Annotated in this window: 21 protein-coding genes; 8 read left to right on the top strand and 13 right to left on the bottom strand. The window is 61.8% G+C overall.

All coding sequences use genetic code 11. The features are described from left to right. The 4 genes from ACFSJC_RS01635 to ACFSJC_RS01620 form a co-directional block, all read left to right on the top strand. Positions 1-1,208: N-acetylneuraminate synthase family protein (locus ACFSJC_RS01635; RefSeq protein WP_386022245.1), on the top strand; the 1,208-nt coding region annotated here is incomplete at its 5' end. 7 nt (positions 1,209-1,215) lie between these two features. Continuing rightward, positions 1,216-1,866, top strand: coding sequence for an HAD family hydrolase (locus tag ACFSJC_RS01630; RefSeq protein ID WP_386022242.1), 651 nt, complete (start codon positions 1,216-1,218; stop codon positions 1,864-1,866). Beyond that, the gene (locus tag ACFSJC_RS01625; RefSeq protein WP_386022239.1) at positions 1,863-2,360 is read left to right on the top strand and encodes a GtrA family protein; all 498 of its coding nucleotides are present in this window, start codon (positions 1,863-1,865) and stop codon (positions 2,358-2,360) included. Before ACFSJC_RS01630 ends, ACFSJC_RS01625 begins: the two co-directional genes overlap by 4 nt. A gap of 139 nt (positions 2,361-2,499) precedes the next feature. Then, on the top strand, positions 2,500-4,296 hold the full coding sequence (locus ACFSJC_RS01620; protein WP_386022236.1) for a hypothetical protein: 1,797 nt from the start codon (positions 2,500-2,502) through the stop codon (positions 4,294-4,296). A gap of 71 nt (positions 4,297-4,367) precedes the next feature. On the opposite strand, the gene ACFSJC_RS01615 is transcribed toward ACFSJC_RS01620, so the two are convergent. Continuing rightward, the gene (locus ACFSJC_RS01615) at positions 4,368-5,957 is read right to left on the bottom strand and encodes an ATP-binding protein (RefSeq protein ID WP_386022233.1); all 1,590 of its coding nucleotides are present in this window, start codon (positions 5,955-5,957) and stop codon (positions 4,368-4,370) included. A gap of 223 nt (positions 5,958-6,180) precedes the next feature. Between ACFSJC_RS01615 and ribF the strand changes: the two genes are divergently transcribed. Beyond that, entirely contained in the window at positions 6,181-7,131 is a 951-nt protein-coding gene (gene ribF / locus ACFSJC_RS01610) for a bifunctional riboflavin kinase/FAD synthetase (protein WP_386022230.1), read from the top strand. Between the two features lie 71 nt (positions 7,132-7,202). Here the strand turns inward: ribF and ACFSJC_RS01605 are convergent, their stop codons facing one another. The 12 genes from ACFSJC_RS01605 to ACFSJC_RS01550 all read right to left on the bottom strand — a co-directional run bounded on the left by ACFSJC_RS01605 (position 7,203) and on the right by ACFSJC_RS01550 (position 23,074). Continuing rightward, positions 7,203-8,063, bottom strand: a complete 861-nt coding sequence (locus tag ACFSJC_RS01605; protein ID WP_386022227.1) for a ferredoxin reductase domain-containing protein — start codon at positions 8,061-8,063, stop codon at positions 7,203-7,205. A 48-nt stretch (positions 8,064-8,111) separates the two neighbouring features. Then, on the bottom strand, positions 8,112-8,336 hold the full coding sequence (locus ACFSJC_RS01600; RefSeq protein WP_007040670.1) for a hypothetical protein: 225 nt from the start codon (positions 8,334-8,336) through the stop codon (positions 8,112-8,114). Continuing rightward, complete coding sequence (locus tag ACFSJC_RS01595; protein WP_007040671.1) at positions 8,329-8,919, bottom strand: electron transport complex protein RnfA; 591 nt, start codon at positions 8,917-8,919, stop codon at positions 8,329-8,331. Before ACFSJC_RS01595 ends, ACFSJC_RS01600 begins: the two co-directional genes overlap by 8 nt. Beyond that, on the bottom strand, positions 8,909-9,571 hold the full coding sequence (rsxE, locus tag ACFSJC_RS01590; protein WP_386022224.1) for an electron transport complex subunit RsxE: 663 nt from the start codon (positions 9,569-9,571) through the stop codon (positions 8,909-8,911). Before rsxE ends, ACFSJC_RS01595 begins: the two co-directional genes overlap by 11 nt. A 10-nt stretch (positions 9,572-9,581) precedes the next feature. Then, positions 9,582-10,268: an RnfABCDGE type electron transport complex subunit G gene (locus ACFSJC_RS01585; protein ID WP_386022221.1), complete on the bottom strand. Its 687-nt coding sequence runs from the start codon at positions 10,266-10,268 to the stop codon at positions 9,582-9,584. A 63-nt stretch (positions 10,269-10,331) separates the two neighbouring features. After that, positions 10,332-11,390: an RnfABCDGE type electron transport complex subunit D gene (locus tag ACFSJC_RS01580; RefSeq protein WP_386022218.1), complete on the bottom strand. Its 1,059-nt coding sequence runs from the start codon at positions 11,388-11,390 to the stop codon at positions 10,332-10,334. A gap of 200 nt (positions 11,391-11,590) precedes the next feature. Next, positions 11,591-12,922, bottom strand: coding sequence for an electron transport complex subunit RsxC (gene rsxC / locus ACFSJC_RS01575; RefSeq protein WP_386022215.1), 1,332 nt, complete (start codon positions 12,920-12,922; stop codon positions 11,591-11,593). 173 nt (positions 12,923-13,095) lie between these two features. Beyond that, the gene (locus ACFSJC_RS01570) at positions 13,096-18,036 is read right to left on the bottom strand and encodes a 2-oxoacid:acceptor oxidoreductase family protein (protein WP_386022211.1); all 4,941 of its coding nucleotides are present in this window, start codon (positions 18,034-18,036) and stop codon (positions 13,096-13,098) included. Between the two features lie 265 nt (positions 18,037-18,301). Next, on the bottom strand, positions 18,302-19,168 hold the full coding sequence (locus ACFSJC_RS01565) for an RnfABCDGE type electron transport complex subunit B (protein ID WP_386022208.1): 867 nt from the start codon (positions 19,166-19,168) through the stop codon (positions 18,302-18,304). Positions 19,169-19,460: 292 nt separating this feature from the next. Beyond that, positions 19,461-20,333 (bottom strand): COG3904 family protein, encoded by an 873-nt coding sequence (locus tag ACFSJC_RS01560; protein WP_386022206.1) that lies wholly within the window; start codon positions 20,331-20,333, stop codon positions 19,461-19,463. A gap of 10 nt (positions 20,334-20,343) precedes the next feature. Next, complete coding sequence (gene hisF, locus ACFSJC_RS01555) at positions 20,344-21,933, bottom strand: imidazole glycerol phosphate synthase subunit HisF (RefSeq protein ID WP_386022203.1); 1,590 nt, start codon at positions 21,931-21,933, stop codon at positions 20,344-20,346. A 139-nt stretch (positions 21,934-22,072) separates the two neighbouring features. Further along, positions 22,073-23,074 carry a MerR family transcriptional regulator gene (locus tag ACFSJC_RS01550; RefSeq protein ID WP_386022200.1) on the bottom strand — a complete coding sequence of 334 codons (1,002 nt, stop codon included), beginning with the start codon at positions 23,072-23,074 and terminating at the stop codon, positions 22,073-22,075. 233 nt (positions 23,075-23,307) lie between these two features. On the opposite strand from ACFSJC_RS01550, the gene ACFSJC_RS01545 reads away from it, so the two are divergent. The 3 genes from ACFSJC_RS01545 to ACFSJC_RS01535 all read left to right on the top strand — a co-directional run bounded on the left by ACFSJC_RS01545 (position 23,308) and on the right by ACFSJC_RS01535 (position 26,688). Beyond that, on the top strand, positions 23,308-24,180 hold the full coding sequence (locus ACFSJC_RS01545; protein ID WP_386022197.1) for a hypothetical protein: 873 nt from the start codon (positions 23,308-23,310) through the stop codon (positions 24,178-24,180). 252 nt (positions 24,181-24,432) lie between these two features. Then, positions 24,433-25,530 (top strand): polyamine ABC transporter substrate-binding protein, encoded by a 1,098-nt coding sequence (locus ACFSJC_RS01540; RefSeq protein WP_386022254.1) that lies wholly within the window; start codon positions 24,433-24,435, stop codon positions 25,528-25,530. Positions 25,531-25,551: 21 nt separating this feature from the next. Beyond that, on the top strand, positions 25,552-26,688 hold the full coding sequence (locus tag ACFSJC_RS01535) for an ABC transporter ATP-binding protein (RefSeq protein WP_386022194.1): 1,137 nt from the start codon (positions 25,552-25,554) through the stop codon (positions 26,686-26,688). Positions 26,689-26,710: the final 22 nt, after the last annotated feature.

The raw sequence follows: 26,710 nt of genomic DNA, 5'->3' as shown, positions 1-26,710 counted from the left end.
TTGCAAAAGGCTTCAAAGATAAATCTGACCGCCTAAAGGCGGTGGTTTTAACCCTGCTTCGGACAATAAATATCCACTTTTTATCGATGCCAACGACATTTGCCGCGAGAGTCATAAAAATGAAACGGATTTTTGAGAATCTATTCGTTCTCGAACTTGCAAACAATCATTGGGGACGTCTCGATCGTGGTCTCAAGATCGTCAATGACTTCGCTCAAGTCGTTAAGTTCAACAATGTGCGCGCTTCCATCAAACTACAATTTCGTGACGTCGAAAACTTCATTCATGAGGATTTCAAAGGCACGACTGACGTGCGCTACGTCAGTAAGACCGAGGCCACAAAATTATCGAAGTCCGACCTGCGTACGCTCGTAGCGCGTATCAAGGAACAGGGTTGTATCCCGATGGCCACGCCGTTCGACGAAGCCTCGATTGACTTGTGCGAGGAATTCGATCTACCAATCATCAAGATCGCAAGCTCGGATCTCAACGACTGGTTTCTGATCGAACGTATTGCGCTGACGAAACGTCCAGTTATTGTCTCAACTGGAGGTTCATCACTGAAGGATCTAGACGACTTGGTGAAATTCTTCGCTAACCGCAACATCCCGCTAGCTATCAATCATTGCGTCTCGATCTACCCGTCCGAAGACGGCGAGCTCGAATTGAACCAAATCGATTATCTGCGCCAACGCTATCCACACAACGCGATTGGGTTTTCGACTCACGAGTACGGCGACTGGCACTCCTCGATGCTAATGTCCTACGCCAAGGGGGCCAGACTATGGGAACGTCACATCGACATTGAGGACGACGACATACCTGTTTCACCCTATTGCTCGCTCCCGCATCAGATCGATGCCTGGTTCAAGGCATATCACAAGGCCGTAGAGATGTGCGGTGGCGAGAGCGCAACCAAGCGCGTGCCCAAGAAAAAGGAAGTCGAATACCTCAATGCGCTCGTTCGCGGAGTTTACGCCAAGCGCGATCTGCCCGCCGGACACGAAATTCATCATCGCAACCTGAACCGTGATTTTTACCTCGCAATTCCCTTGCTAAAGGGGCAACTGTCATGTCGGGAGATCCTCAACGGACAGCAGATCCTCTCGCCCATCGAGAAGGACAAACCGCTCATGATCGATGATGTGGATAGCCCTTATTCACGCAATAGCGCACTTCGGGACCAGATCTATCAACGCGGCCTTTGATCCGATCATGCCGACAACCCTGTTGTTCGATCTCGATGGCACGCTGATCGACTCTTCAGCCAGTATTCTGGCCGCGATGTCCGGTGCGCTGACGCGTGAGGGGATTGATCCGGTCGTGCCTCTGGATGAATCGCTGATCGGACCGCCGCTGCGCCAGACCTTGAGTCGAATCACCGATTGCGGTGACCTGGAGGTCATCGAGCGGCTGGCGGCGCACTTCCGCGAGGTCTATGACACGGTCGGCTACCGGCAAACCCGAGTTTATCCAGGTGTCGACGACTCATTGTGTACGCTTGCCGCAAGCGGTAGCCGGATGTTCATCGTGACCAACAAACGCATCTATCCAACGCGACTCATCCTGGAGATGTTGGGCTGGACCGATCTGTTTTCCGGCATCTATACGCTCGATTCCGTTTCGCCCGCCGCTGCGTCGAAAGGCGTGTTGATCGCTCAGTTGATGAGGGAGCACTCTATTCTAGCGCACGATGCCTGTCTGATTGGCGATACGCCAGAAGACGCTCAGGCCGCGCACGACAACGGTTTGCGGTTTGTCGGCGTGAGTTGGGGTTATGGGCTGTTCGCGCCAGATGTCTTACGTGATCGACCACTGCTCAACGACGGGGCTGAGATTGCGCGGTTACGCTGCATGGGACGATGATGGTGAATCTTCGGTCGTCCCTGTCCTCACTAATCTCGCATATCCCGCCAGGCCAATTTGGACGTTATCTGATCGTCGGCGTTTGGAACACCGCCTTTGGTTACAGTACGTTCGCGTTGTTCACCGCTGCTCTGGACCGCTACATCCCCTTCAGCTATCTGGCCGCAAGTCTTCTGTCCAGCGTCCTGAATATCACGATCGCATTTCTCGGCTACAAATGGTTCGTTTTTAAAACCAAGGGAAATTATCTCAAGGAATGGTCCCGCTGCCTGGTCGTTTACAGCGGAGCTATTTTATTGGGATTGGCATTACTGCCACCGTCGGTGTTCGTTGTGACTTATCTGACGGAAGATCCGCGTATCGCACCGTACATCGCGGGTGCCTTGCTGATGGGCTTCCAGGTGATTCTGAGCTTCCTTGGACATAAGACGTTTTCGTTCAGGGATGGAGACGCGGCGACAGTGGAATGCAACAAACCTCGGGGTTGTCAATGATTCACAGAACCATTTTGGCCATCGTGATCGACCACCCGAGATCACCGCCCCCGCTCTGGGCAACGACGAGTGCCAGACTAATCGGTTGAGTCTCAGGATCAATGCGATCTAAGCGATAACGATGACGGGGAGATGTAAGTTGCCGATTAAGCTCAACGACCGTGTTTATGCCTTTGCCGCTTGGGCGATGTTCCTTGCGCTTTACCATTTCATCTATCACGGCTTTTTCCCGACCGCACGGGGCACATTAGGACACGACTTTGGTCTCGCCTTGGCGGGCTGCACGGACGGTTTCATCTGGTTCGCAAAGAACGGCATCTTCGAGGTGCCCTGGTTTACGCCTTCTTTTTGTGCTGGCGTGCCGTTTTTCGCTGATCCGCAGTCCGGCTACTACTCCGTGCCCCAATGGCTCAGTTTTGTGGTCGATCCATTGACGGCCGCGTACCTGACACTGTTGCTATTCGCCTCTTTGGGTTACTTCGGGGTGTATATGCTGGCCAGGAGGGGCTTTGGTCTCTCACTCGGCTGGTCGATCTTCGCGGCCGCGCTCTTTTTCTTCAATACCTTTCAGCCTTATCGCACGATTCTCGGTGAATACGGCTATCACGGTTTGACCTTAGTCCCTTGGTTGGCTTGGTATCTAATTCGACCCGCCGAGGGCGCTGCGAGTAAGGTAGGTTTTGCCTTGCTCGCTGGCGTCATCGCCGCCTATTGGCTGCAATCGGGCTTGCCCACGCTAATGGTGCCCGGCGCAATTGGGGTGGGGCTTGTGCTGCTTGCGTTTCGCCTGGTGCGGCCGTGGCCGCGAGACCTGCTTGCGCGCATGACGCTGGCGGTTGCGGTGAGCGTGGTCTTCTCGGCCAGCAAACTGATGGCGAGCATGGCGTTTTACGGGCGCTTTGAACGCACTCAATACCAATTACCGGGGTTCTCGGATCCCTGGGCGCTCATCAAGACAACCCTGCTTGCCTTGTTCTGGACGAGCGAGGCCGCCGCGCGTCAAGCCTTCGCCTCAATGGTCAATGTCCAGTGGAGTGTGCTGCCCCATGAATGGGCCTATAGCTTTACCATCGCGCCCCTGATTTGCCTGCTCGCGGCCTTTTTCTTGCGTCCGCGGGACGGTGCCCAGAGGCTTCGACTGACGGGCGTGCGTTGGCCGGTGTTCGCCATGGTCGCGCTAGCCCTTATTCCGCTCGTCCTGATGTTTTATACGCCGTCGTTCAACGCCTGGCTCAAACAGGTGCCGCTGGTCGGAGCGACAGCGTGGCCGATGCGCTGGATCGTGATTGATCTGGCCGTCCTGCCTCTTCTTGTTGCCATGGCAGCCCAGTACTGGACGGGCGATCATTGGCGACTCGCCACCGGCAGCATCCTGCTTCTCGTTGGGCTGCAATTTGCCGACCCGAAGCTGTACTACCGCGATCAGCCGTATGAACCCAGTTTTCTCCTGGCGGGCTATCAGCGGCTCGCAGCAGGGGCGGTGCAGGATCACCGGATCAGTTTTGTCGGGATTAAACCAGCCACCGGCAACGAAGGGTTATACGGGAGCGTGGATCGAAACGACGTGCTTATCGATGGGGTTTCGCAGGCGGCATGCTACAACCCAGCCTTCGGCTACCGGCTGGAAAAATTCCCACGGGGAAGACTGGTGTTGGGCGATGTGATGGAGGAGAGCGACGGCTACCTCAACATCAAGAATCCCGCCTGCTACGTCTTTCCAAAGGAGAACGGCTGCGAGCCTGGTGACCATTTCCGCGTGGACCAGCGGGCAGCGGCGGAGGCGTTTGTCTCCTATCATCCATTCCCGTTCGAGAAAAGCACGAAACAGCGGATAGCCGATATCGTCACCATGAGCGGTCTGACCGCAACGACCATTTTCCTGCTGCTGGTCTGGCCGTGGCTGACGTGGCGCTGCTCGCGTGCGGCTGGCAAGTGATAAACCGCTACAACTCGCAGACTAACCTGAATACCTACGAACAGTTTCTTCAGCATGGCGTTTCGCTCCGCTCAGTCGATCCGTTGCCAATCGGCCTGGACCAGATTACGTGCCTGGGCGTCGAAAACTAGTCCAAGCTCGAAGAGTCCCTTGCCAGGCAGGTCCCGGTATTTAGCGCTGTAGTCACGGGCACGGATCTGGGCCAGGGCTGGGTTGCTGGATTCATCCCTCTCCCCTGCCCCGCTCCCCTCCGCTTTCAGGTTGAGCTTGATCTCGATGACGTAGATGTAGCCGGCGAGCTTGGCGGTGAGGTCGACCTGACCGTGGTTGCTGATGTCCTCGGGAATGATCTCGGCGTTGAGGCTGGCGAGGAAGGCGTAGAGAACGCTGGCGTAGTAGCCTTCGCTCTCGGGCAGGTCGTTGTGGGTGAAGTTGCGCCAGGGGATGCCAGCGAACAGGCGCTTGATGGCGGCGATGAAGGCATCGACGTCGCCGCAAGACAGAGGGCCGTAGACGGATTTCTGCCATTCGAGCCGCTCGCTCGGCAGACGCCCGGTGTAGGCGTCGATCAGGTGGTTCGCCAGGGCGTGGCGGACCTCCTGGTTGGGGATGCGCAGCGCGAAGAGCCATTGACCGAAGCTCTCGCGCGTGTCGGCGATGGTCAGATAGCCGGTCTGGAACAGCAGGGTCACCGGGTCGATGCGTTCGATGTCGAAGGAGTCGAGGATCTCCTCGCTGGCTTCGATACCTTCGAGGTCGGGCAGGAAGAGGCGACGGTTACGAAGCAGCTCGATCAGGAAGCTCGGATTGCCGGTCTCGAACCAGTAGTTGCGAAATTGGTTCGCTTCGCTGATGAAGAGCAGGATATCGAAGGGGTTGTAGACCGATTCACCGCGAAAGGCATAGCCGTTGTACCACTGCTTAAGACGCGCCCAGTCGACGCCCCGCAGATGCTGGCCGAAACTGCTCTCCAAATCGGACTGGGTGTAGCCGCAAATGGTGCCGAAGGCGGCAGACAGCGTGATGTCGCGCAGTTGGTTGATGCCGGAGAAGAGGCTGACCTTGCTGAACTTGGTCACGCCGGTCATGAAGACGAGCTGGATATGGGCATCCTGGCCCTTGATGGCCGAGTAGAGGTTCTTCAGCCCCTCGCGTACCTCGGCGGCGCGGGCAAGGTCGGTGATGTTGTCGAAGATGGGCTTGTCGTATTCGTCGACCAGGATCACGACCCGCTGACCACTTTCGGCGTGGGCGCGGATGATCAGTTCGGACAGACAGCCAGGAATGTCGTTGCGCGTCCGGTCACACACCACGCCCAGGCGCTCGGCATTCTCCTTCAACATCCATTCGATGCGTAGATCCAGTTCGGCGCGGCTCCGCAGGACACCAGCTGAGAAATCGAGCCGAATCACCGGATGGCGCTTGCTCCAGTCCCAGCGTTCATGGATGTAGAGTCCGCGAAACAGTGCCTCGCTGCCTTCGTGCAATTCCTTGAGGGTGTCGAGGAAGAGGCTCTTGCCGAAGCGGCGCGGGCGCGAGAGGAAGTAGTATTTGCCGCTGCTCGCCAGCGCCCAGGCGTGGCCGGTCTTGTCGACGTAGACGTAGCCTTCCTCGATGATCTCGCGGAAGGTCTGGATGCCGATCGGGAGTTTTTTCAGCATGGCGTGTCACTCGGATGTTGCTCGTCCGCTGAACGCGGCACGACCGGGCATTCGATCGCATCTCGATACGAACGTGCCCATCCTATCAGTGAATCAGGCCAGGATTGCGGCGAGTGTAGCGCGCCGACCCAACTGCCGGCGCAAATCTGACCCGAACGCGCTGAATCACGTATAATCGGCGCCCTTTCGTGACTCATTGCCGACCCCGACTCCCAGCGAATCCATGAGGCTTATCCGAGGCTTGCACAACCTGCGTCCCGATGACCGGGGCTGTGTCGCCACCATCGGCAATTTCGATGGGGTTCATCTTGGTCACCGGGCCGTTTTCACGCGTCTGCTCGCGCGAGGGCGTGAATTGGGGCTGCCGGCGACCGTCATCATTTTCGAGCCCCAACCGATGGAGTATTTCGCGCCCTCCGCCGCGCCGGCGAGGCTCACGCGGCTGCGCGAGAAATTGACGGCGATCCGCGAGGATGGCATCGAAAGGGTCATGCTGCTGGAGTTCGGCCCCAGGCTGGCGACGCTGGACGCACGGGTCTTCGTTCAGCGGCTGCTGATCGATGGGCTCGGAGTGAAATTCCTGCTGGTCGGGGACGATTTCCGCTTCGGGCATGCTCGGACGGGAGATTACGCCCTGCTGCGCGAGATGGGCACGTCCGCGCGTCGTGACGGCCACGGCTTCGAGGTCGCCAATCTACACACCGTCACCCAAGCCGAGGAGCGCATCAGCAGTACGCGGGTGCGCGAGGCGCTGGCGCGCGGCGATCTGGAACAGGCCAGGCATCTGCTCGGGCGGCCCTATCGCATGCAAGGCCGGGTAGCCCATGGCGACAAGCGTGGTCGCTCGATCGGCTTCCCCACCGCCAACATCCATCTGCATCGACGCGCAAGCCCATTGCGCGGCGTCTTCGCCGTCATGGTCGATGGGCTTGGAGACAGACCCTGGCCGGGCGTCGCCAACGTCGGCAGCCGTCCAACCGTCGACGGTCACGAAGACCGGCTGGAGGTCCATCTGTTCGGTTTCGACCGAACGATCTACGGCCATCAACTCAGTGTCGAGTTCCGACTCAAGCTGCGCGACGAGATCCGTTTCGACTCCTTCGAGGCGCTCAAGTCACAGATCGCACTGGATGCGGCAGCCGCGCGGGCGTTTCTAGGCGTTCCGCCCGTTTAAAAACCGCCTCGCCTATTCGGACCACGAAAAAAGGGGCACCAAGCGCCCCTTTTTTATTCAGAACCTGGGGTTCAGTCGTAGATGAGCTCGGACCAGCGACCGTCCTCGATCATCTTCCGCTTGATCTCTTTCCAAGCCTCTTCGGATCCGGCCTGCTCGGCCATCACCTTGTCGAACACCGTCGCCACCTTGCCGAGCCCGGAGAGGAAGACGTGGGTGTTGGATTCGTTGATCAGACGCCAGGCGTCGGCAACGTTATGGGCCAGGCCCTGCTCCAGCGCCTGCGACGAGGTCTCCAGCGGGCGGGTGCCGAGCGCGCGGAAGGCCTTGAAGGTCTTGTCGTCGTAGTAGTTGGCGAGGTCGGTGGTCTCGTCGTTGGCGTACATGAGGTCGAGACCGCTGTGGCCGCCGTAGTAGAGACGCACCTGCCCCTTCCAGTCGCCACGGCGCTCGTAGATGAGCTGGGCGAAGGCGCGGAACGGGGCGATACCGGTACCGGTACCGATCATGAGCAGGTTGGCGCGGTTGTCCAACGGCATCTTGAAGGGGCTCAGATGCGGGCCGTTGATGCTGATCTGATCGCCGACCTTGGCGTCGCAGAGATAGTTGGAGGCGACGCCCGGATAGCGCTCGCCACTCACCTCGTCGAGGTAGAAGCAGCGACGGACCAGGATGTCCACCTGCACGCCCGATCCCACCGGAAGGTTGCGGGCGTTGGCGATCGAATAGCGACGCAGATGGTAGGCGTTGCCGAAGTCGTGCGGACCAGGCACCAGCACGCCGATGCTCTGGCCTTCGACGAACTGGAAGGCGGGATCCAGCACCTCCAGCGTGATATGACGCACCTCATCGGTCTGTTCGGAAGTGACCCGCTGCGACGCCTTGATGACGGCCTCGGTCGTCGGGCCGATTTCCGATGGGAACTGACTCATCCGATAACTCCTCGATCCTGTGCCGATGGGCACGGGATCATACGTTGGTCAAGTGGGATGTTTCACCGCCGATGGCGGTGCGGGCGGCGCGACGGATCGCGACCGCTGGGGTTGTTCGCAGTGCCCACTGCCACAGGAACAACCGCCGTCTTCCCGACGGAAGGGGCCGAGTTCCGGATTGCGGGCGGCAAAGCCGGCATAGAGCCGCTGGACCAAGACCCAGCCGCCCAGCACGATGAAAACGATCAGCGGTGCCAGCAGCACCTTAACCATGCCCGCCTCCGAGGCCGGCGAAGCCCATGAACGCGAGCGACAGCAGACCGGCGAGCATGAGGCTCATGGCCGCCCCCTGGCTGACGCTCGGGACCCTGGCCAGGGCCAGCTTCTCGCGCAGGCCCGCCATCAGCATCAGCGCCAGGGTGAAGCCGGTGCCGGCACCCAGGGCATAGACCAGACTCTGCACGAAGTCGTATTCCTTGGCCGTCTGAAACAGCGCCAGGCCCAGGATCGCGCAGTTGGTCGTGATCAAGGGCAGGAAGATGCCGAGCGAGCGGAACAGCGCCGGGCTGAAACGCTTGACGAACATCTCCACCAACTGCACCGCCGAGGCGATGACGGCGATGTAGCAGATCAGGCGCAGGAACAGCAGGTCCAGCTCGGTCAGCAGCCAATTGATGCCGAAGGCGGCGGCAGAGCTGACCAGCATGACGAACATGGTCGCCAGCCCCATGTTCCAGGCCGTCTCCCGCTTCCCGGAGACGCCGAGGAAGGGACAGATCCCCAGGAAGAGCGCCAGGACGAAGTTGTTGACGATGGCCGCGTTCAGAAAGATCAGCGACAAGGGCTCAGCGTGCATGGGCGGTCACTCCGATCTGCTCCGCCTGTTTGCGCTCCTTGCGCAGACGCAGCCAGTTGAACAACAAGAGCCAGGCGCCGAGGACGAAGAAACCGCCCGGCGGCAGGATCATGACGACCCAGGGCTGGAAATCGGGCGAGAACAGATGGATCCCGAGGATGGTCCCGTTGCCCAGGATCTCGCGCACCGTGCCCAGCGCCAGCAGCGCCAGGGTGAACCCCGCGCCCATGCCGAGACTGTTGACGAAGGTCGTCGTGAGCCGCTGCTTGGAGGCATAGGCCTCCGCCCGGCCCAGAATGACGCAGTTGGCGACGATCAACTGGATGAAGGCCCCGAGCGCGGCATAGAGCTCCAGACTGATGGCCTGGATGCTGTAGTCGACGATGGTCACGAAGGTGGCGATGATGACGATATAGCTGGCGATACGCACCTGCTTGGGGATCCAGTTGCGCAGCAGCGAGACCAGCAGGCTCGAACAGACCAGCACGAAGGTGGTCGCCAGCCCCATGGCGAGGGCGTTCATGGTGGAACTGGTCACGGCCAGCACCGGACACATGCCAAGCAGCATGACGAACACCGGGTTCTCTTCCCACAGACCGCGCAGAAAGGTATCCGGGGTCAACTTTTCTTCTGGATTCGGCAATTCAGCCATGGATCTCGCCTCAGTTCTGTTGCTTCAGCCAAGCCAGATCGCGCTCGATGGCCGGCACGGCGCGCTGTGCGGCCGCATTCGCGGCACGCCCCATGGCCTTGGATGAGATGGTCGCGCCGGAGATGCCGTCGATTTCCCAGGGCTGGCGCTTGGTGCCGTGCTTGACGGTGACGATGGGATTCGCCAGCGCCCTGCCCTCGGCATCGAGCCGCGCGTCCAGTGCCTCGAAGTTCTTGAGGAACACCGGATCGAAGTCCAGCTTGTCGCCGAAGCCCGGAGTCTCGTTCGAGCTCAGCACCTTGCTGCCGTTGAGACAGCGGCACTCGGGATCGTAGGCGAACATGACCCGGATCGGTCCCGCATAGCCGACGGCAACCCCAGTGAAGGCCACGCCGACCAGATTGCCGGCGGCATCGTATCCGCCATAGACGTGCTCGCCGTCGGCACCCGCACCGACGGGCGCCAGACCGCCCTGCTCCGTGAGGACGAAATCGCGCTTGAGAGCGGCGCCGGGCAGGACGCGAAAAACCGCCTTTTCGGTCAGGACGCGCTGATTCTCGGCGATGACCGGCAGTGTGACCTGATAGACCAGGGCGACCAGCAGCCCCGAGAGCAAGGCGATGCCTCCCAAGGTGCGCAGCATGGCCCAAGTCGGCGTCGCCGCTACGGGCCGCCGGGATTCGTTCTGTGCTTCCATAGTCTGTTCAGTCTTCAGTGATCGGGGGATGGACGCGGCGACTCGGACGGGATAGCCATGCCATCAAGCCGCATCCCGCTTGTCCAGGGACTTCTTGGCCACGCCATAGACCCGAGGCTGGGTCCAGCTGGAGATGAGCGGCCCGACCGCGTTGCCCAGCAGCACGGCGTACATGACGCCCTCGGACAGCCCACCGAACAGACGGATCACCACCGTCAGCGCGCCGATGAAGAGACCGTAGAGAATGGCGCCGCGCGCCGTCACCGGCGAGGCCACCATGTCGCTCGCCATGAACCAGGCCGCCAACATGAGTCCGCCCGAGCAGAGCACGAACCAGGGGCTCGGATAGGTCGCGCTGTCCATCAGCCACAGAGGCAGAGCAACCATCACCGCGCCAGCCAGAACGCTGAGCGGAATGCGGATGTCCAGCATCTTCTGCCAGGCCAGCCAAAGCCCGCAGATGAGGATGAGGATGGCCGAGGTCTCGCCCGCCGAGCCGGCGACCATGCCGGAGAAGACGTCGGTAATCGGTGTCTCGATGTGCTGGAACTTCTGGATCGCCAGCGGCGTCGCGCCGGTCCAGGCGTCCATGTTCAAGCCGGCGACCCAGGCGTCGACCGGGATCGGCTGCATGAAGGGCAGCGTCAGGGTCGAGGGGATCAGTTCGCCGAAGCGTCCGGGCGCGAAGGCCGGAGTCCAGGTGGTGATGGCCACCGGGAAGGCGGCCTGCACGAAGGCGCGTCCGACCAGCGCCGGGTTCATGACGTTGTAGCCGAGCCCGCCGAACAGGGACTTGCCGAGCCCGACGCCGACGAAGGCGGCGACCGCCGCCATCCACAGCGGAAAGCCGGGCGGCAGGGTCAAGCCGAGCAGCAGCCCGGTGATGACGACCGACCAATCGGTGACCGTGTTGCCCTGCCCCGAACGCCGCGAAAAGAACCATTCCGTAAAGATGGACACCCCGGTCGTGGTGAGGAGCAGCAGCAGCGCACTCAACCCGAACTGATAGACCGCGAAGGCGCAGATGGGCAGCAGCGCCAGCACCACGGTGCGCATGATCCGCTCGACCGACATCACCCGCTTGAGATGCGGGGAGGTCCTGATTTCAATGCCTTTTGCCATATGACTTCTTCAAAACCGCAAAGGCGCCAGAGGCGCCGAGGAATCATCGGGGATCGCGCGACACGCGCGGATCCGCGCGCGCCACCTCGCGTTTCGTTTCACGCCCAACGCCCATGGCGAGACCCCGCGACGGTGGAGACACGGTGCATGGGTTGGGCCGATCTTCGAAGGCCCACCCACGACCGGACGGTCTCCCGCGTTCAACCCTTGTCCCGATTCAGCGACTTGGCGATCCGGAAATATTGGGTCAATGGGATGTTGGACGGACACACATAGGCACAGCAGCCGCACTCGAAGCACTGATCCAGATGGAACTGCTCGGCCATGATGCCGTATTCGCGGGCCAACGCCAGCTCGCCCAGCATGGATGGATTGAGCGAGACGGGACAGGCGCTGAGGCACTCGCCGCATTTGATGCAGGGATGCACCTTGCGCCGGGCCAGATCCGGATCCTCCGGATCCAGGGCCACCACGCCGGACACGGCCTTGGTCACGGGCACGTCCAGCGAGGACACGGCCATTCCCATCATGGGGCCACCGAGAATCACCTCGCCCGGCTCTCCGCGCAGTCCGACCTGTTCGAGCAAAAAACGCAGCGGGGTGCCGATCGGAACCATGAAGTTGCCGGGATTCGCGACCGCCGGACCGCTGACGGTCACGACGCGCTCGATCAGACCGCGGCTCTTGGGCAGCAGATCCCCGATCTGGGCCAGGGTCCCGACGTTGAAGACCGCGACGCCGACATCCGCAGTCAAGCCGCCGGCTGGCACCTCAAGACCGAGCAGGCTCTTGATGAGCATCTTCTCGGCACCCTGGGGATACTTGGTGCGCACCGCCTCAGCCGTGATCGGCAGATGACGGGGGATGCGCGCGCGCAGATGGGCGACCGCGTCGAGCTTGTTGTCCTCGACGCCGATAATGGCGCGCTTGGCACCGGTCGCACGCAAGGCCATGCGGATCCCACGGATCAGCGCGTCCGTGTGCTCCAGCATGATGCGGTGATCGCACGTCAGATAGGGCTCGCACTCGCAGCCATTGACCAGAAGGGTCTCGATCACCCGCCCGCCCGGCGGCTTCATCTTGACGTGGCTCGGGAAGGCGCCACCGCCGAGCCCGACCAGACCGGACTCCTGGACCGCCGCGATGATCTCATCGGGCGCCATCCGCTCCGGATCGCGCTCCATGTCGTAGAGCACCTGCTGACTGGCCGCGTGATAGACCTTGAGGTAGATCGCTTGGACCTTGGGACCCTCGGCGCTCGGCGCGAGACCGATCGCGCGCACCACGCCGGTCGCCGGCGCATGCATGGGGACCGAGACGAAGCCATCGGCGCGGGCGATCGGCTCGCCACGCACCACCTCTTGACCGACCCTGACCAGTGGCTCGGCGGGCTTTCCCTTGTGCTGAGACAGCGGGATGACCAGCTCGGGCGCGAACGGCATGCGCCGAATCGGTTTGTCTGCGGTCAATTCCTTGTGCTCGATCGGATAGATCCCGTGATCGAACGTCTTGGACCGACGAAAGAATCTCATGAGACCTGTGCCCGAATGACCGTCTTTCCGTGACGACCGAGCCGTATCCGGCGCAAAGGTGGGGTCGAGTACCGCTATGTGATCTTGCATCGTTGGAGTGCCGACGTTGGTTTAAACCCTGCTGAGAAACCCGGATCCAACCGAGGCCGAATCCGGGTCGCGGCGCGAACGCCTTACTGGAACTTCTCAGCCCGCTTGATCAGCTTGTCCAAGCCTGTCTCAGCCGGATTCCATGGCATTCCGGGATGGATGCAGTTCGCACCGCACTTCTCCGCAGCCTTGACGATATCCTTGAAGGGACCGCCCTTGGGGTCGAGGATCTCGACCTTCTTGTCGGTGTTGTACTTGAAGATCTTCGGATTGATTGTGATGCACTCGTCACAGGCGGTGCATTCGGGCGTTTCGACCCACACAGGATCCGCGTCGGCCCCGGCGCCATTGCTGCCGGAACCATTGACCCCGGCATGAGCTGCGCCATTGCCGTTGTGACCACCGCCGTTGACGGGTGCCGCTCCGGCAAGACCGGCGAGCGCATTGCCATCGCCGACCGCCATCGCCAACAGGCTGCTGGTGAGCTTCTGCGCCATCTCGGCCTTGGCGGCGTTGCGGATCGCATCGACATCGACCTTGTTCAGCTCGCCGCAGATGCCGCGAATCTGGGTCCAGAAGTGACGGCGCTCCTCGCAGCTCAGCACCAGCTCCTGAGACACCAGCACCCGCATCAAGCGGTTCTTGGCGTCGACCGCCCAGATGTAGGGATAGAGCCCGTCCCGATCGGAGTCGTCCAGATTCAGGAACTCGTCCATGCGTACCATGGAGTCGTTCCAGGTCTCGGGCGGCGCCTTGCGGAAGTGCTTGCGGAAGCGGCCCTCGCTCATGGCGAAGTCGACGAAGGTGAATGGAACCTCCATCTCGGCCGGCTCGCCCTTTTCGTCGGTGTACTTCAGCGTCCAGGAGATCCAGTCCTGATCGACGTTGGGATTGCCCTCGATCGAGCAGCACTCCTCGAAGCTGGTCCCGGCGTCCGGGTCGAAGCGGAACAGCGGATAGGCACGCGACTCCACCGCCATGCGGGCATGCTTGTTGGACATGTCGTCGCCGATGCCATGCTCGGGCTGGCAGGAGGTGTAGACGTTGAACAGCGCCGGACGACGCGAGTTCAGGCCGTCGATATAGCCCTCCAGCAGATGGGTCAGGTGCGACGCCGAGCTGTTCAGCACGAAGCTGGTGCGGTGCGCCATGCCGATTAGGCCCATCTCCTTACGCACCTCGGTCTTGCCCTTCCACTGCTTGCCGTAGGGCGCCATGTCGGCGACCTGACCGATGAAGCCCGAGGTACAGGACTGACCGCCGGTGTTGGAGTAGGCCTGGGTGTCCAGCACCAGGATCTTGACCGGGTGGCCCGACATGAGGGCGCGCGAGAGGTTCTGGAAGCCGATGTCGTACATGGCGCCGTCGCCACCGATCGCGACGACGGGCGGGCACAGCTTCCACTCCTCGTCGGTGAAGTGCTTCCAACCGAAATAGGTCAGGTTGGACGCCGGATCGGCGGCATTGAACGTGCCGTCCAGCTCCTGACGCGCCTGACGGATCGCCTTGAAGCCCTCGCCCATCTTGCGCATGTGGCCCTCGAACAGACCCAGCGCCATGGAGGGAGCGTCCTGGAACAGGTTGTTGGACCAGGGGAAGGGATAGGGGTTGTAGGGGAAGGTCGCGCCCCAGACCGAGCTACAGCCGGTGGAGTTGACGATACCCATCTCGGCGCGCGGCTGAGCGGCGGTGTACTGCGATTTGAGATGACGCAGCTTACCGAGCAGCGCGGTGACCCACTTGAGCCAATCCGGGTCGACCGGCTGGGCGCGACGATCCTCCAGCTCGGCGGACAGATCGGACAGCATGAGATCGTTGTCCTTGTGCGAGTCCAGCGCCTTGACGATCGCCGAGGTGTCGCTCAGATCCATGCTCGAGGCCAGCTTGAGCCGGATATGGGTCTCCAGACGATTGATGAGGTCGTCGATCTCGGCCAGATGGCGCTTGACGCGCGGCTGCATCAGGGCGGTCACCGTGGAGGTGAAGAGATGCAGCGCGGTCTTCTCGCCGCAGCCCATGCAGGAGCCGTCGCCCGAGACCATCGACTGATAGTTCTTCTTGTCGAGCAGCAGGGTCTCCAGCGCGCCGACCTTGTCGTCCAGGTCGTCGATACGGATGAAGTCGGCATCGGTGGTCGGCAGATCGAGCCACATGCCCCAACGCGCCTGCATCTCCTTGATGCGATCCTCGGTCTGGGGCTCGTCGATCAGGGCGCCGTCGTTACAGACCTCGATACACTCCATACAGCCCTTACAGGTGTAGGGATTGACGGTGATGCTGAAGAGTCCGCCGCTGCCCTTCTGCTTCTTCTCACGGTTGGTCCAGTAGGGCTTGGTGATGGCGAACTGGTAGTCGGCCAGGGCCTGCATCATGAGACCGAATTCCTTCTCGGCGGCCTCCTTCTGCTCCGGCTCGCCGGTGAAGGCGGCCAGGGTCTCCAGCACGGCCTGATCCATGAGCGCACGCATATCGGCGGTCTCGCCGGCGGCCTCGATCAGCGCACGCAGACGCTTCTCGACAGTGCGGGTCTCGCGGCGCAGATACTGGGTCGGCATGCCGCGCTCGACACGGGCGATCGCCGTGGCGAAGACATCGGAGATCTTGTTGACCAGACCCGGCAGCGCGCTGTCCGGACAGACGGAGAAACAGCTACCGCACGCGGTACAGTTCTCAGGGACGAATTTGGGGTAGGCGAAGCGGATCTGGGTCATGTCGCGATAGACGCCGGTGGAGGCAGGCATCAGCGACAGAGCCATGTGCGGATCGGTCAGATTGTCGCTACCGCGACCGCTGGCATAGAAGGAACCCGTCTGCTCCCAGAAACGATGCACGTCGGAGACGCCGCCGTCGCCCTCGGGCAGGGTCTTGAGCATGATCGGCAGACCCGGCTCCTTGCGGGCCAAGAACTGGCCGGAGACCATCGGCTTGTCGATGATCTCGACGATCTCGTCGAAGCCGCGACGCACGATGCGCAGATTGTCCTGCACCACGCGCTCGCCCTTGCCGCCGAACTTGGAGCGCAACTGCTCCTCGATGGAGGCGAACAGCCCCTTCTCGTCCAGACCGGAACGCTCCATCAGCGGAGAGGCCGCGAAGAAGGCGCCCTGGAAAGCGTTGCCCTGCATGCGGAACTGGAGCTCCGGATTGGAGGCCTCTTCGCGGGCGATCTTGAAGCCGTCGATGTAGAAGACGCGGATATTGCGCTCGACGATGAACTTGCGCGCCGCCGGCGGGAAGCTGGCCCACACCTGCTCGGGATTGTCGAGGCTCGACTGGATAACGAAGCTGCCGCCGCGATCCAGACCGGAAAGCGGATCCGAATGGGTGAAGACGTTCGGATCCGGGCTCAGCACCACGTCGACGTAGGTGTACTCGCAGTTGAGCCGGATCGGCTCGGGCGCGGCCGAGAGGAAGTAGGTGGTCGGCTGACCCTTCTTCTCCGAACCGTACTTGGGATTGGCGCGGATGTCGTAGCCGAGCAGGTCATAGAGGGTCATGGCCAGGTTCTTGCCGGTGGTTACGGCACCCCAGCCGCCGACCGAGTGCATACGCACGGTCACGGCACCCTTGGGCAACAGATTCGGGTTTTCGCTACCGCGCAGCGCCATCTCGCCGATGTTCGGATAGGCGTCCTTGAGCGCCTGGAGCCGGATCTCGTCCTTCGGATCGGCGGCCTCGCGCATGAAGTCGACGGAGAGATAGAAGAACTTGCGGCGCTTGGCCTCGGGCAGCATGTTTTCGATCGCCGCGATCAGCCCCTCGGGCTGCAGATCGCGCGAACCCAGACCGTAGCAGCCGGAATAGAGACGCGGCATGTCGCCCGACTTGTAGGTCGGATAGAGCGGATAGGGCATCTCCTCGCTCTTGGCGATCATGCCGTTTTCCAGACATTTGGTCAGTGCCGCGCGCGTCTCGCGCATGATCGGCAGATCCTCGGCGAGCGGCTGGTCGGTGCGCTCCAGGATGGCAACGCCCTTCTTGCCCTGCAGCAAACGGGCCATGGCATCGCCCGGGAAGGGGCGGAACATGGTCATGTTGACCACGCCGACCTTCAGACCACGGGTCTCGCGCAGATAGTCGGCAACCGCCTCGGCCTGGGTCACCATGCTGCCCTGACCGACGAGGAGATAGTCGGCATCGTCGCAACGATAGGGGGTCGCGCGGTGATAGCGACGACCGGTGAGTTCGTAGAACTCATCCATGACCTGATCGGCGATCTGCTCGATGTGATCGAAGAAATAGGGGCGCTGACCGGCGACCGCCTGCATGTAGGCGTCCTGGTTCTGCACGGTACCGGAGGTGAAGGGACTATCGACGTCCCAGACCAGAGGAACGCGACGACGGGTCGGGCCGTAGACCAAACGCTGAGCGGGGGTAGGACACTCGATGATATCGTCCGGGCGACCGAGGAACGTCTCGATCAGCTCGCGCTCGGGAACCATCAGGGGCTCGATCAGATGCGTGGTGAGAAACCCGTCCTGACCCACGGCGGCGGGCGTCAGCGTCAGCTCGGCGATCTTGCGGGCGATCAGGTTGAGGTCGGCCGCCTCCTGGGCGCTCTTGCCGAAGACCTGGAAGAAACCAGTATCGTCGATACAGTGGTAGTCGTCGTGCGCGCAGTGGACGTTGAGGCTCGCCTTGGTAATGGCGCGCGAGCCGATATTGAGCACGTAGGGCAGACGCTTGCCGACCGCCGCATAAAGCGACTCGTGCATGAAGGCCACGCCCTGCGCGGAAGAGAAATTGGTCGCGCGCAGTCCGGTCATGGACATGCCGGCGGTCACGGCGGCGGCCGCGTGCTCGGATTCGGGCTCGACGAAGATCAGCGGATTGCCGGAGACGTTGAGGTGGCCGTTGGCAACCTCCTCGGCCCAGTATTCGCCCATCTGGGTGGAAGGCGTGATCGGATAGGCGCCAGCGGCGTCGGACGCCTCGCGCTCACACATGACGACGGCGGTGTTGCCATCCATCGCCATACGGGTGCCAGGATACTTGAACTGCTTTTCGTCTTTCTTTCCGAACATTGGCCTTCTCTCAGTGTTGAACCACCACGACGCCGAACCGAAGCCGAAACAGGCCAAGGCAGCGCACAAGGGGTCATTAATTCTTAGGTTGCGGTCCGGTACGCTCGTGCCAGCGCCAGACCACGGATTCAAACTGCTCCGGACACCCGCATGCGGGCGGTTCATCACCGCATGCGGGCAACTCCGGGAATCGAACCGGGGCGGATCGCCTCCCGCCGATCACTGCGGGATCTCGGTCCGCCCTAGCGCAGTCGCGGGGCGCTCCTCACGCCACCGGCAGCGCACCTTTGCGAACCACCTTGCGGGCATCTCGACCCTTGACCACAGTGCCATCCTGCTGCAGCCAGAGAATGGCCCCCGTGGGACACCGCTCGATCGCGACCTTGGAGGCGATGTCGTTTTTGGCGTAATCGATGATGGCGAGATTGTCTTCGATCCGAATCAAGCCTTCGGGGGAATCCTGGGCACAGCGTCCGCACGCCGTGCAAGCCACCTCGCAGTGGTGCTCGGCCTGATCGCCGAACTCGAGGTTCTTGCAGGCCACCCACAGACGATGGCTCGCCAGATGGAGACTGAAGAGATCCTTGGGGCAGGCGGTCACGCAATCGCCGCAGGCGGTGCATTTGTCTTCGATCACCACCGGAATCCCCTGGGGATTCATATAGATGGCATCGAAATCGCAAACCTGCTCGCAATCGCCGAACCCCAGACAGCCCCAGGAGCAGCCACGCCCGCCGCCCGACACCAGTGCCGCAGCCCGACAGGACGGAATACCGCTATAGGTTGCGCGCACATAGGCCACATTGCCGCCACCGGCACAGGCCAGACGCGCCACCCGTTGCTCGCCGCCACCCACATCCACACCGAGGAAATCGGCGATGATCTGGTTCATCGACTTGGAGTTGGCGGTGCATTTGCCCGGTTCGATCTCACCATTGACCAGCATCTCGGCGAAAGGGCGGCAGCCAGCCGTCCCGCAGGCGCCGCAATTGGCCTTCGGCAGCAGGTCTTCGACCTGATCGATCCGAGGATCTTCATAAACGTAAAGCCGCTTGTTCGCCACGACCAACATCGAGGCGAGAATCAGGCCGAGCGCGGCCATGAAACCTACGGCGGTCAGGATGGTTGCCATAAACTGCTAATCCGGCGAAGGGCGATCAGGAGAGGCGGCACCGAAGCTCGAAAGTCCCAGTCACCAAGCAAAAGGATTCCTGGTAGCCGCGATCAGGAATCGCTCAAGGGAAGATTACGAAAATATGCCGTCAGAGAAACCGGCGGGAGTTTACGAAATTATTATCCATTAATATGGTCAATTATATTAATCGTAAGCATTGAAAATTATAAACAACTAACCTATTCGCATTTACCAATCGACCACATCGCCCCAAAGAGATCGAGACGGGATAGGCTGTCCGCCGGGAGGCTTACTCGAAACCCTCGACCACGCCCGTGACCAAACCGGTTGCCAAGGCGTCGGAGAGCGGAATGATGAGGATCTTGTCGTTGGGAACGGATGCCGCCGCGATGGCCACGTCCGGATCGATGCCCATCTCGCGCAGATAGAGGAAGGAATCGGCGACATAGCGCTGCCCGCCTTCGTGACTGCTGTAACGGCTCGGCACCTTGCTCTGATGGATACCGAGCTTGGCATCCTGGGTGACATAGCGCTCGACACCACCGGCGAGGACGTCGACGCAGGCCGAGACACAGACCCGATCGACGGCGGTTCGCAAGCCGTTCGCGCGCAAGTAGCGCCCCAGCGTGCGCGCCTCATAGACCGAGCCGCCCGGACTGTTGATCACCAACCCGATCGCGCGTCGCTGCCGTAGCTCGGCGATCGTCCGCTTGGCGAAGCCCGGCAGGATCTCCGCGTCGTCGACCCTCAACCACGAGGTTCGCAACTCGCCGCTGGGTTCGAAACGTACCAATCCCGAAACCACGCCAGTCACCTCCGAGAGCTGCTGACAGGCGTCGTTCGCGATCGCGATCAGCTCCGGCGCGCGGGTTTGGTATTCGGTGAGCAAGACGTTGGCGCGCTCGACCACGACATCGATCGGGATCCGATAGCGGTCGACGGCGACGAGAACGGCGGCATCCGTCGCCGCCACCTCATTGGTCTGCCCCACGCGCAAGAGATGACAGGCGGCAACCGCCGAGATCAGGTCCTCACGAGACATGCCCTCCAGCGTCGCCCCACCGACGTGGGAGGAGTCGCCGATCGGCGCACCGACCATGGCACAGCCGACCAGCGCGCAGAGAAGCGCACATATGGCGACTGTGACCAGACGTTTTGGCATAGTCAGGCCGTCAGGCCCGGATCTCGATCCCCTGCTCGCGCAGATAGGATTTGACCGCCTCGATGGGCACCTCGCGGCGATGGAAGATGCCGGCGGCCAGCGCAGCCTCGACATCGGTCGCCGCGAAGACCTCGGCGAAGTGCTCGACGCAACCGGCACCGCTGGAGGCGATCACCGGGATGCTCACCGCCGCGCGGACCGCGCCGATGAGTTCGTGATCGAATCCGGCTCCGGTTCCGTCGCGGTCGATCGAGTTGAGCAAGATCTCGCCCGCACCCAGATCCTGACAGGCCTTCGCCAGTTCGACCGCATCGACGTCGCGCCCCTCGCGCCCGCCCTTGACGGTGCACTGGAACCAGCAGTAGCGCTCGCCGTTCGGACCGGGCGTCGCGGTCTCGACCGTGAAGTGGCGCGTCGCCTCGGGCGTCTCGACATAGACGCGGCGCGGATCGATCGAGATCACCACCGCCTGGGCACCGTAGACCTCGGAGATCTGCTCGATCGCGCTGGAGCCGTCCTTCGCGCCGCCGCGCTCAAGATAGCGCTCGACCGTGTAGACGGCATCGGAACCGATCGAAACCTTGTCCGCGCCGGAGCGGAAATACTCGTCGGCGACATCCAACGCGGAATAGCTGACACCGTTGGCATCGGTGAAGGAGCGGATACCGCCGCCGATGGTCAGGGGCACGAAGACCCGCTCGGAGGTCCGCCTCAGGACCTCCAACATGGGCTGATCGGCGAGCGGAAAATCACGGAAGGCGGTGATGTTGAGGAAGGTGACCTCGTCCGCCCCCTCCTCGTAATAGCGTTGCGCCAGCTCGACCGGTTTGCCCAGATTGCGAACCTCGCCGGCCTCGCGCACGTCGTACTGGTCGCCCTTGGTCACCACCAGGTCGCCGGCATCGTTGGTCCGCACGTCCAGACAGGCGATGACGCGCTTGGCGAAACGCGTGTCGGCACCCGAAACGCCGACATCGCTCATGGAAGCCGCCTCGTCTCCGGCAAGGAAGTGACGCAGCAGACGCAAGCCGGCCGCCCCGCTCTTCTCCGGGTGGAACTGAACGGCAGCGATCTGTCCGCGCTGGACCGCGCTCAGGAAGGGGGCGCCATAGTCGGTGGTCGCAAGCCGCCAATCGGCGTTCTCCGGGCTCGGCTCGGCCCGATAGGAGTGAACGAAATAGAGCTTCTCGCCGGCATAGCCGGCGAAGAGCGGAGACGGCCGCTCGACCCGGACGTCGTTCCAGCCCATGTGCGGCACCGACAGATGGCTGGCGTCGAAACGGCGAATCTGGCCAGGGATCAGACCGAGTCCTTCCACGCCCGGGCATTCCTCGCTGCCCTCGAACAGGCTCTGCAGCCCGATGCAGATCCCGAGGAAGGGACGATCGGCGGCGAGATATTCCTTCAGCGGCCCGACATACCCGAGCCGATGCAAACGCTCCATGGCGGCGCCGAAGGCTCCGACCCCCGGAAAGATCAAACGCTCGGCCTTGAGAATATCCGAGGGTTTTTCGATGTCGGTAATGGAGAACCCGAGGGCCTGTATGGCATTGCGCAGACTGCGGACATTGCCTGCGCCATAGTCCAGGAGCGAAATCATACGTCGAATCCGAGGGGGGTCGTTGATGAGCGGGACAGACGGCATGGAGCCGACTGGAAGTTCAGTATTTTAGCGCCAAGTCGCCATCCCGTTGAGTCTTTTCTTGGTCACCGCGCCTTTTCGCCCCACGCAATCGTCATCATCCCGCCGAATCCTTCGTGTCGACGTCACAGCGATTGTCCTCGGACAGGTCCAGGGAACGCGAAAGCCCCTCTTCCAGAAGCGCGCGAGCCTGAGCCGCACACGCCTGAACGAGCGCCTGAGCGGCGCTACCCGCACCTTCGCGGATCGCACATTCCCGACTGTAGGACTCGAAGGCATAGAGCGCGGAGATGAGATCGACCAAATGGCGATGACAGTCGCAGGGGGTCGGACGCGCGCTTGCGATCGCCGCGAGTTCCGACGCACTGAACTTCGGTCCGGGGGCTGGGCGAGCAAGGTCGATACCAAGACGCGCGAGCGGATCGGACGGAGGAGGAGGGGCGGGCCTAAAGACCTGACAGCAGCGCCGAAGGTCGGCCATGCCAATCGGCGAACGCCGCGCAACCAGCCGATCCGAGATCAATTGCTCCAACACGCCCTGCCCCGCGAACCCATAGACCAGCAGGCAATGGGCGGCACCGGAGCGCGCAAGCAGACGGTGAACCTCGCCGACCTGATCGGCATGAATCCCGGGGTACTCCAAGACCAAGACATCCGGAGCCGGATCGCGATCGAAGGAAAAGATTCCCTCGCGCGAACTCAGAAATCCAAGACACTCGAAATCCGACGCCCCGCTTGCCTCGACCCGAAGACGATCGGCCAGATAAGGGCCTGCAACGAGCAATCGCCAGGGCCGCGTGCGCGCGACCGGCGAACGACCGATGAGATCCGCACCGTGCATTCGCTCGCGCAGGGCATCGAGAGAGAGATTGGCGACGCTGCTGATCGCATCGCCACGATCGACGAGTCGCTTGATGAGCGTGAGGCGCCCGACATCCTCCGAATCGTAGAGCCGCGTTCCCGAATCCGAGCGGATCGGAGTCGTGACGTGATAACGACGTTCCCAGACCCGCAGGGTATCGGCGGGAATGCCAGTGAGCCTGGAAACGGCGCCGATACGATAAGTCTGCCCCTCTTGCGGCGGAGAGCGATCTGCCAAGTCTCTGTCCTCGTCATGTTCTCGTGGCCGCCAGTCCCTATGGCTCTGTGTGCATTCATCTTAATTGGGAGCGACGGAAGCGACCTCCAAGTCCATGGCAGCGCGCGCACCGTGCGCCCAACTGCATCGCGCCATCACGCCTTGTAACAGGATTGTGACGGAAACGTTCGATCAAACAAAGCAAGCACCGCTATTCGCCGAATGGAAACCGCCTGCGGCCTGGATTGAGGGCGTTGGCTCAAATTCTGCTTAACGACGTTCATTGTATGACCCGAATCCAAGAAGAGCAGAAACCGGATTACGCCAAGGTGCAGAATTTAATGCGATCGACGCTGGCGCGACTGCGCATTGATTCACAACACGGCGGGACGATCTGGACTGGCCAACCGGAGTCGCTCAAGAGACCAGTCATGATGAGTCAGAGAGTTTTTTCGATCGCCGTACCGCTCCTAGCCACCCTCACATGGGCGAGCACCGTGTCAGCGGCCACCATCATCGTCACCGACAAGGCCGCATGGGAAACCCAGATCCTCGACCTGACCCATGCCTTCAACACCGAAAATTTCGACGACTCCACGCTCAACAGCGAACTGAGCTACAGCACAGGCGCAGGCGGCGTCTACGAGCCGAACATCGGAGCCGGTGACGACGATGGACGCTGGAAAGATCTCGTCGCCAAACCGAAGGGGCCATTCGTCGAACTCACCACGACCTTCGAGATCTCCGGCGGCAGCTATGGAATTGGCGGCAATTGGGACCTGAGCCCCGCCGGTCACGGCTCGCATATCGAGATCACGCTTCTGGACGCGGCGGGTCTGGAAATCGCGTCTCACGAGATCCCTTATCTGGAAGGCGAGTTCTGGGGAGTCATCTCGGACCAAAAATTCAGTGGAGTGAAATTGGCCAGCTATGACGGCGCCAACGACCGGACTCAGGAAACCTACTACCTCGAAGACATGGTCTATAGCCGGGGAGACATCATGGCTGCAGCGACCGCAGTCCCCCTGCCCGCAGCCTTCTGGCTCTTCACCTCCAGCCTGCTGGGCCTCGTCGGAATCGGGCGCTGGCGTGGCGGCACATCCATGACACCTCCCAAGGCGACTTAGAATGCACGCAACCGGCACAAGGATCTAGAGAGTCCCCGAGCCCTCCGTTCCCCATCCCTCCCTCCCGCGATCACACAGCACCCGCCCGCCAACGCGCGCCGGTCTTCATCTCTTCATGCGCGCGACACTCGACTTGAGCTAGCATTGCGCGCACGCGAGCTTGATTCGGATGCTCGCCCCGAAACGCGCTCCCATCGAGCCATCGGTGGCCGATTTGTCCAACCATCACGGGGATTCAATACGTTGCAAAGCCTGTCATTGCGCCATCGCCTTCTGCCTCTCGCATTCTCCATCCTGGCCGTCCCCACCTTCGCCCACGCCGAAGAACAGGTTCACCTCTATAACTGGAGCGACTATTTCGCTGAGGACACGCTCTCCGACTTCGAGTCGCAGACCCATATCCGCGCGGTGCTGGACGTCTACGACTCCAATGAGGTGTTGGAAGCCAAACTCTTCGCAGGCAGCAGCGGCTACGATCTCATATTCCCCACAGCCCGCCCCTTCGCCGCGCGCCATATCAAGGCGGGACTGTACCAGCCGCTCGACAAGTCAAAACTGCCCGGGCTGGACCAGATTGACCCGGACATCATGAAAAGCCTGGAGAGCATCGATCCGGGACACACCTATCTGGTCCCTTATATGTGGGGCACCACCGGACTCGGGGTGAATCTGAAGAAGGTCAAGGCCGCACTGGGCGAGGACGCCCCGATGGATACCTGGGGACTCATCTTCGACCCGGAAAAGGCATCCAAGCTCGCCGGCTGCGGTATCGCTCTGCTCGACGACGCCACCGAGGTCTTCGCGGCCGCGCTCACCTATCTGGGCAAGGACCCGAACAGCGTCGCCAAGGACGACCTCGACGCTGCGGCCGAGCTGATCAAGGGCGCGCACCCCTATATCCGCTATTTCCATTCGTCGCAGTACATCACCGACCTCGCCAATGGCGATCTGTGCGTAGCCCACGGCTACTCCGGCGATGTACTTCAAGCCAAGGAACGCGCCGAGGAAGCCGGCAAGGGGGTTGAGGTCGGCTACCGCATTCCGCGCGAAGGCGCGGTACTCTGGACGGACGTAATGGCAATCCCGAAAGACGCCCCAAATCCGGCCGGAGCGCACGCCTTCATCGCCTATCTGCTCGACCCCAAAGTGATCGCCAAGATCTCCGACTATGTTTTCTACGCCAACCCGAACCTAGCCGCGACCCCCTTGGTCGACGCCGAACTGCGTGAGGATCCGGGCATCTATCCGTCGCCCGACGTGAAGGCGCACCTCTTCGTGTTCACTGAACATAAGGATCGTGAGATACGTGCCCTGAACCGGCTCTGGACCCGGCTCAAAGCCAATCGCTGAACACAGGTCAAGACGCTATCCATGGCCGTAACCCCAGACCGGCGCCTGCTCGAACCCTGGCAGGACCCCAAAGCCGCGCCCTATGTCCGTATCGAGCGCCTCACCAAGCAGTTCGGTGATGTCTACGCGGTCGATGACATCAGCCTCAACATTTTCAAGGGCGAGTTCTTCTCGCTGCTCGGAAGCTCGGGCTGCGGCAAATCGACGCTGCTGAGACTGCTCGCCGGGCTCGAATACCCGACTGCGGGCAAGATCTATATCGACGGCGTGGATGTGACCCGGGTGCCGCCCTACTCGCGCCCGGTCAACATGATGTTCCAATCCTACGCGCTCTTTCCGCACATGAGCGTGGAGCAGAACATCGAGTTCGGCCTCAAGCAGGATCGGCTGCCGCGCAAGGAGCGCGCGGAACGGATCGCCGAGATGCTGGATCTGCTCAAGATCACGGATTTGCGCAAGCGTCGTCCGAACCAGATCTCGGGCGGTCAGCGCCAACGTGTCGCGCTGGCGCGCAGCCTGGCCAAGCACCCCAAGCTCCTGCTCCTCGACGAACCGCTCGGCGCGTTGGACAAGCGTCTGCGCGAGAACACCCAGTTCGAACTGGTCAACCTGCAGGAACGACTCGGCACCACCTTCGTGACCGTCACCCACGATCAGGAGGAGGCCATGACCATGTCGACCCGGATCGCGGTCATGGAGGCCGGACAGATCATGCAGGTCGACACCCCGACTGCCATCTACGAGTTCCCGACCTGCCGCTTCGTGGCCGAGTTCATCGGTTCGGTGAATCTCTTCGAGGGCAAGGTGATGGCCAGCGAGGGCAACGAGATTCTGGTCGAGGCCGCTGCGGGTTTCACCATCCGCATGCGCAGCTACCAACCCCATCCGCTCGGCACGCCGGTGACGGTCGCCATCCGCCCCGAAAAGATGCGGCTCTGCCCGGCCTACGATCCGAATGGCGTCAATCAGATCAAAGGGGTCGTGGAGGACATCGCCTATCTCGGCGACGTCTCCATCTACCGCATCCGGGTCGGCGAAGGGAAGCTGGTCGAGATGACGCTCACCAACATCCAGCCCCGCACCGAGCAGGCGCTGACCTGGGAGCAGGAGGTCGCCATCGAGTGGTCGCCCACCAGCGGCGTGGTCCTCGCCGAATGACGCCCCAGATCGATCCAATCGC

Origin of the sequence: Thiorhodococcus fuscus, assembly GCF_042682685.1 — a bacterium.
Lineage (GTDB): Bacteria > Pseudomonadota > Gammaproteobacteria > Chromatiales > Chromatiaceae > Imhoffiella > Imhoffiella fuscus.
Note: the sequence above shows the minus strand (reverse complement) of the source record. Positions and strands in the feature narration are given on the sequence as shown.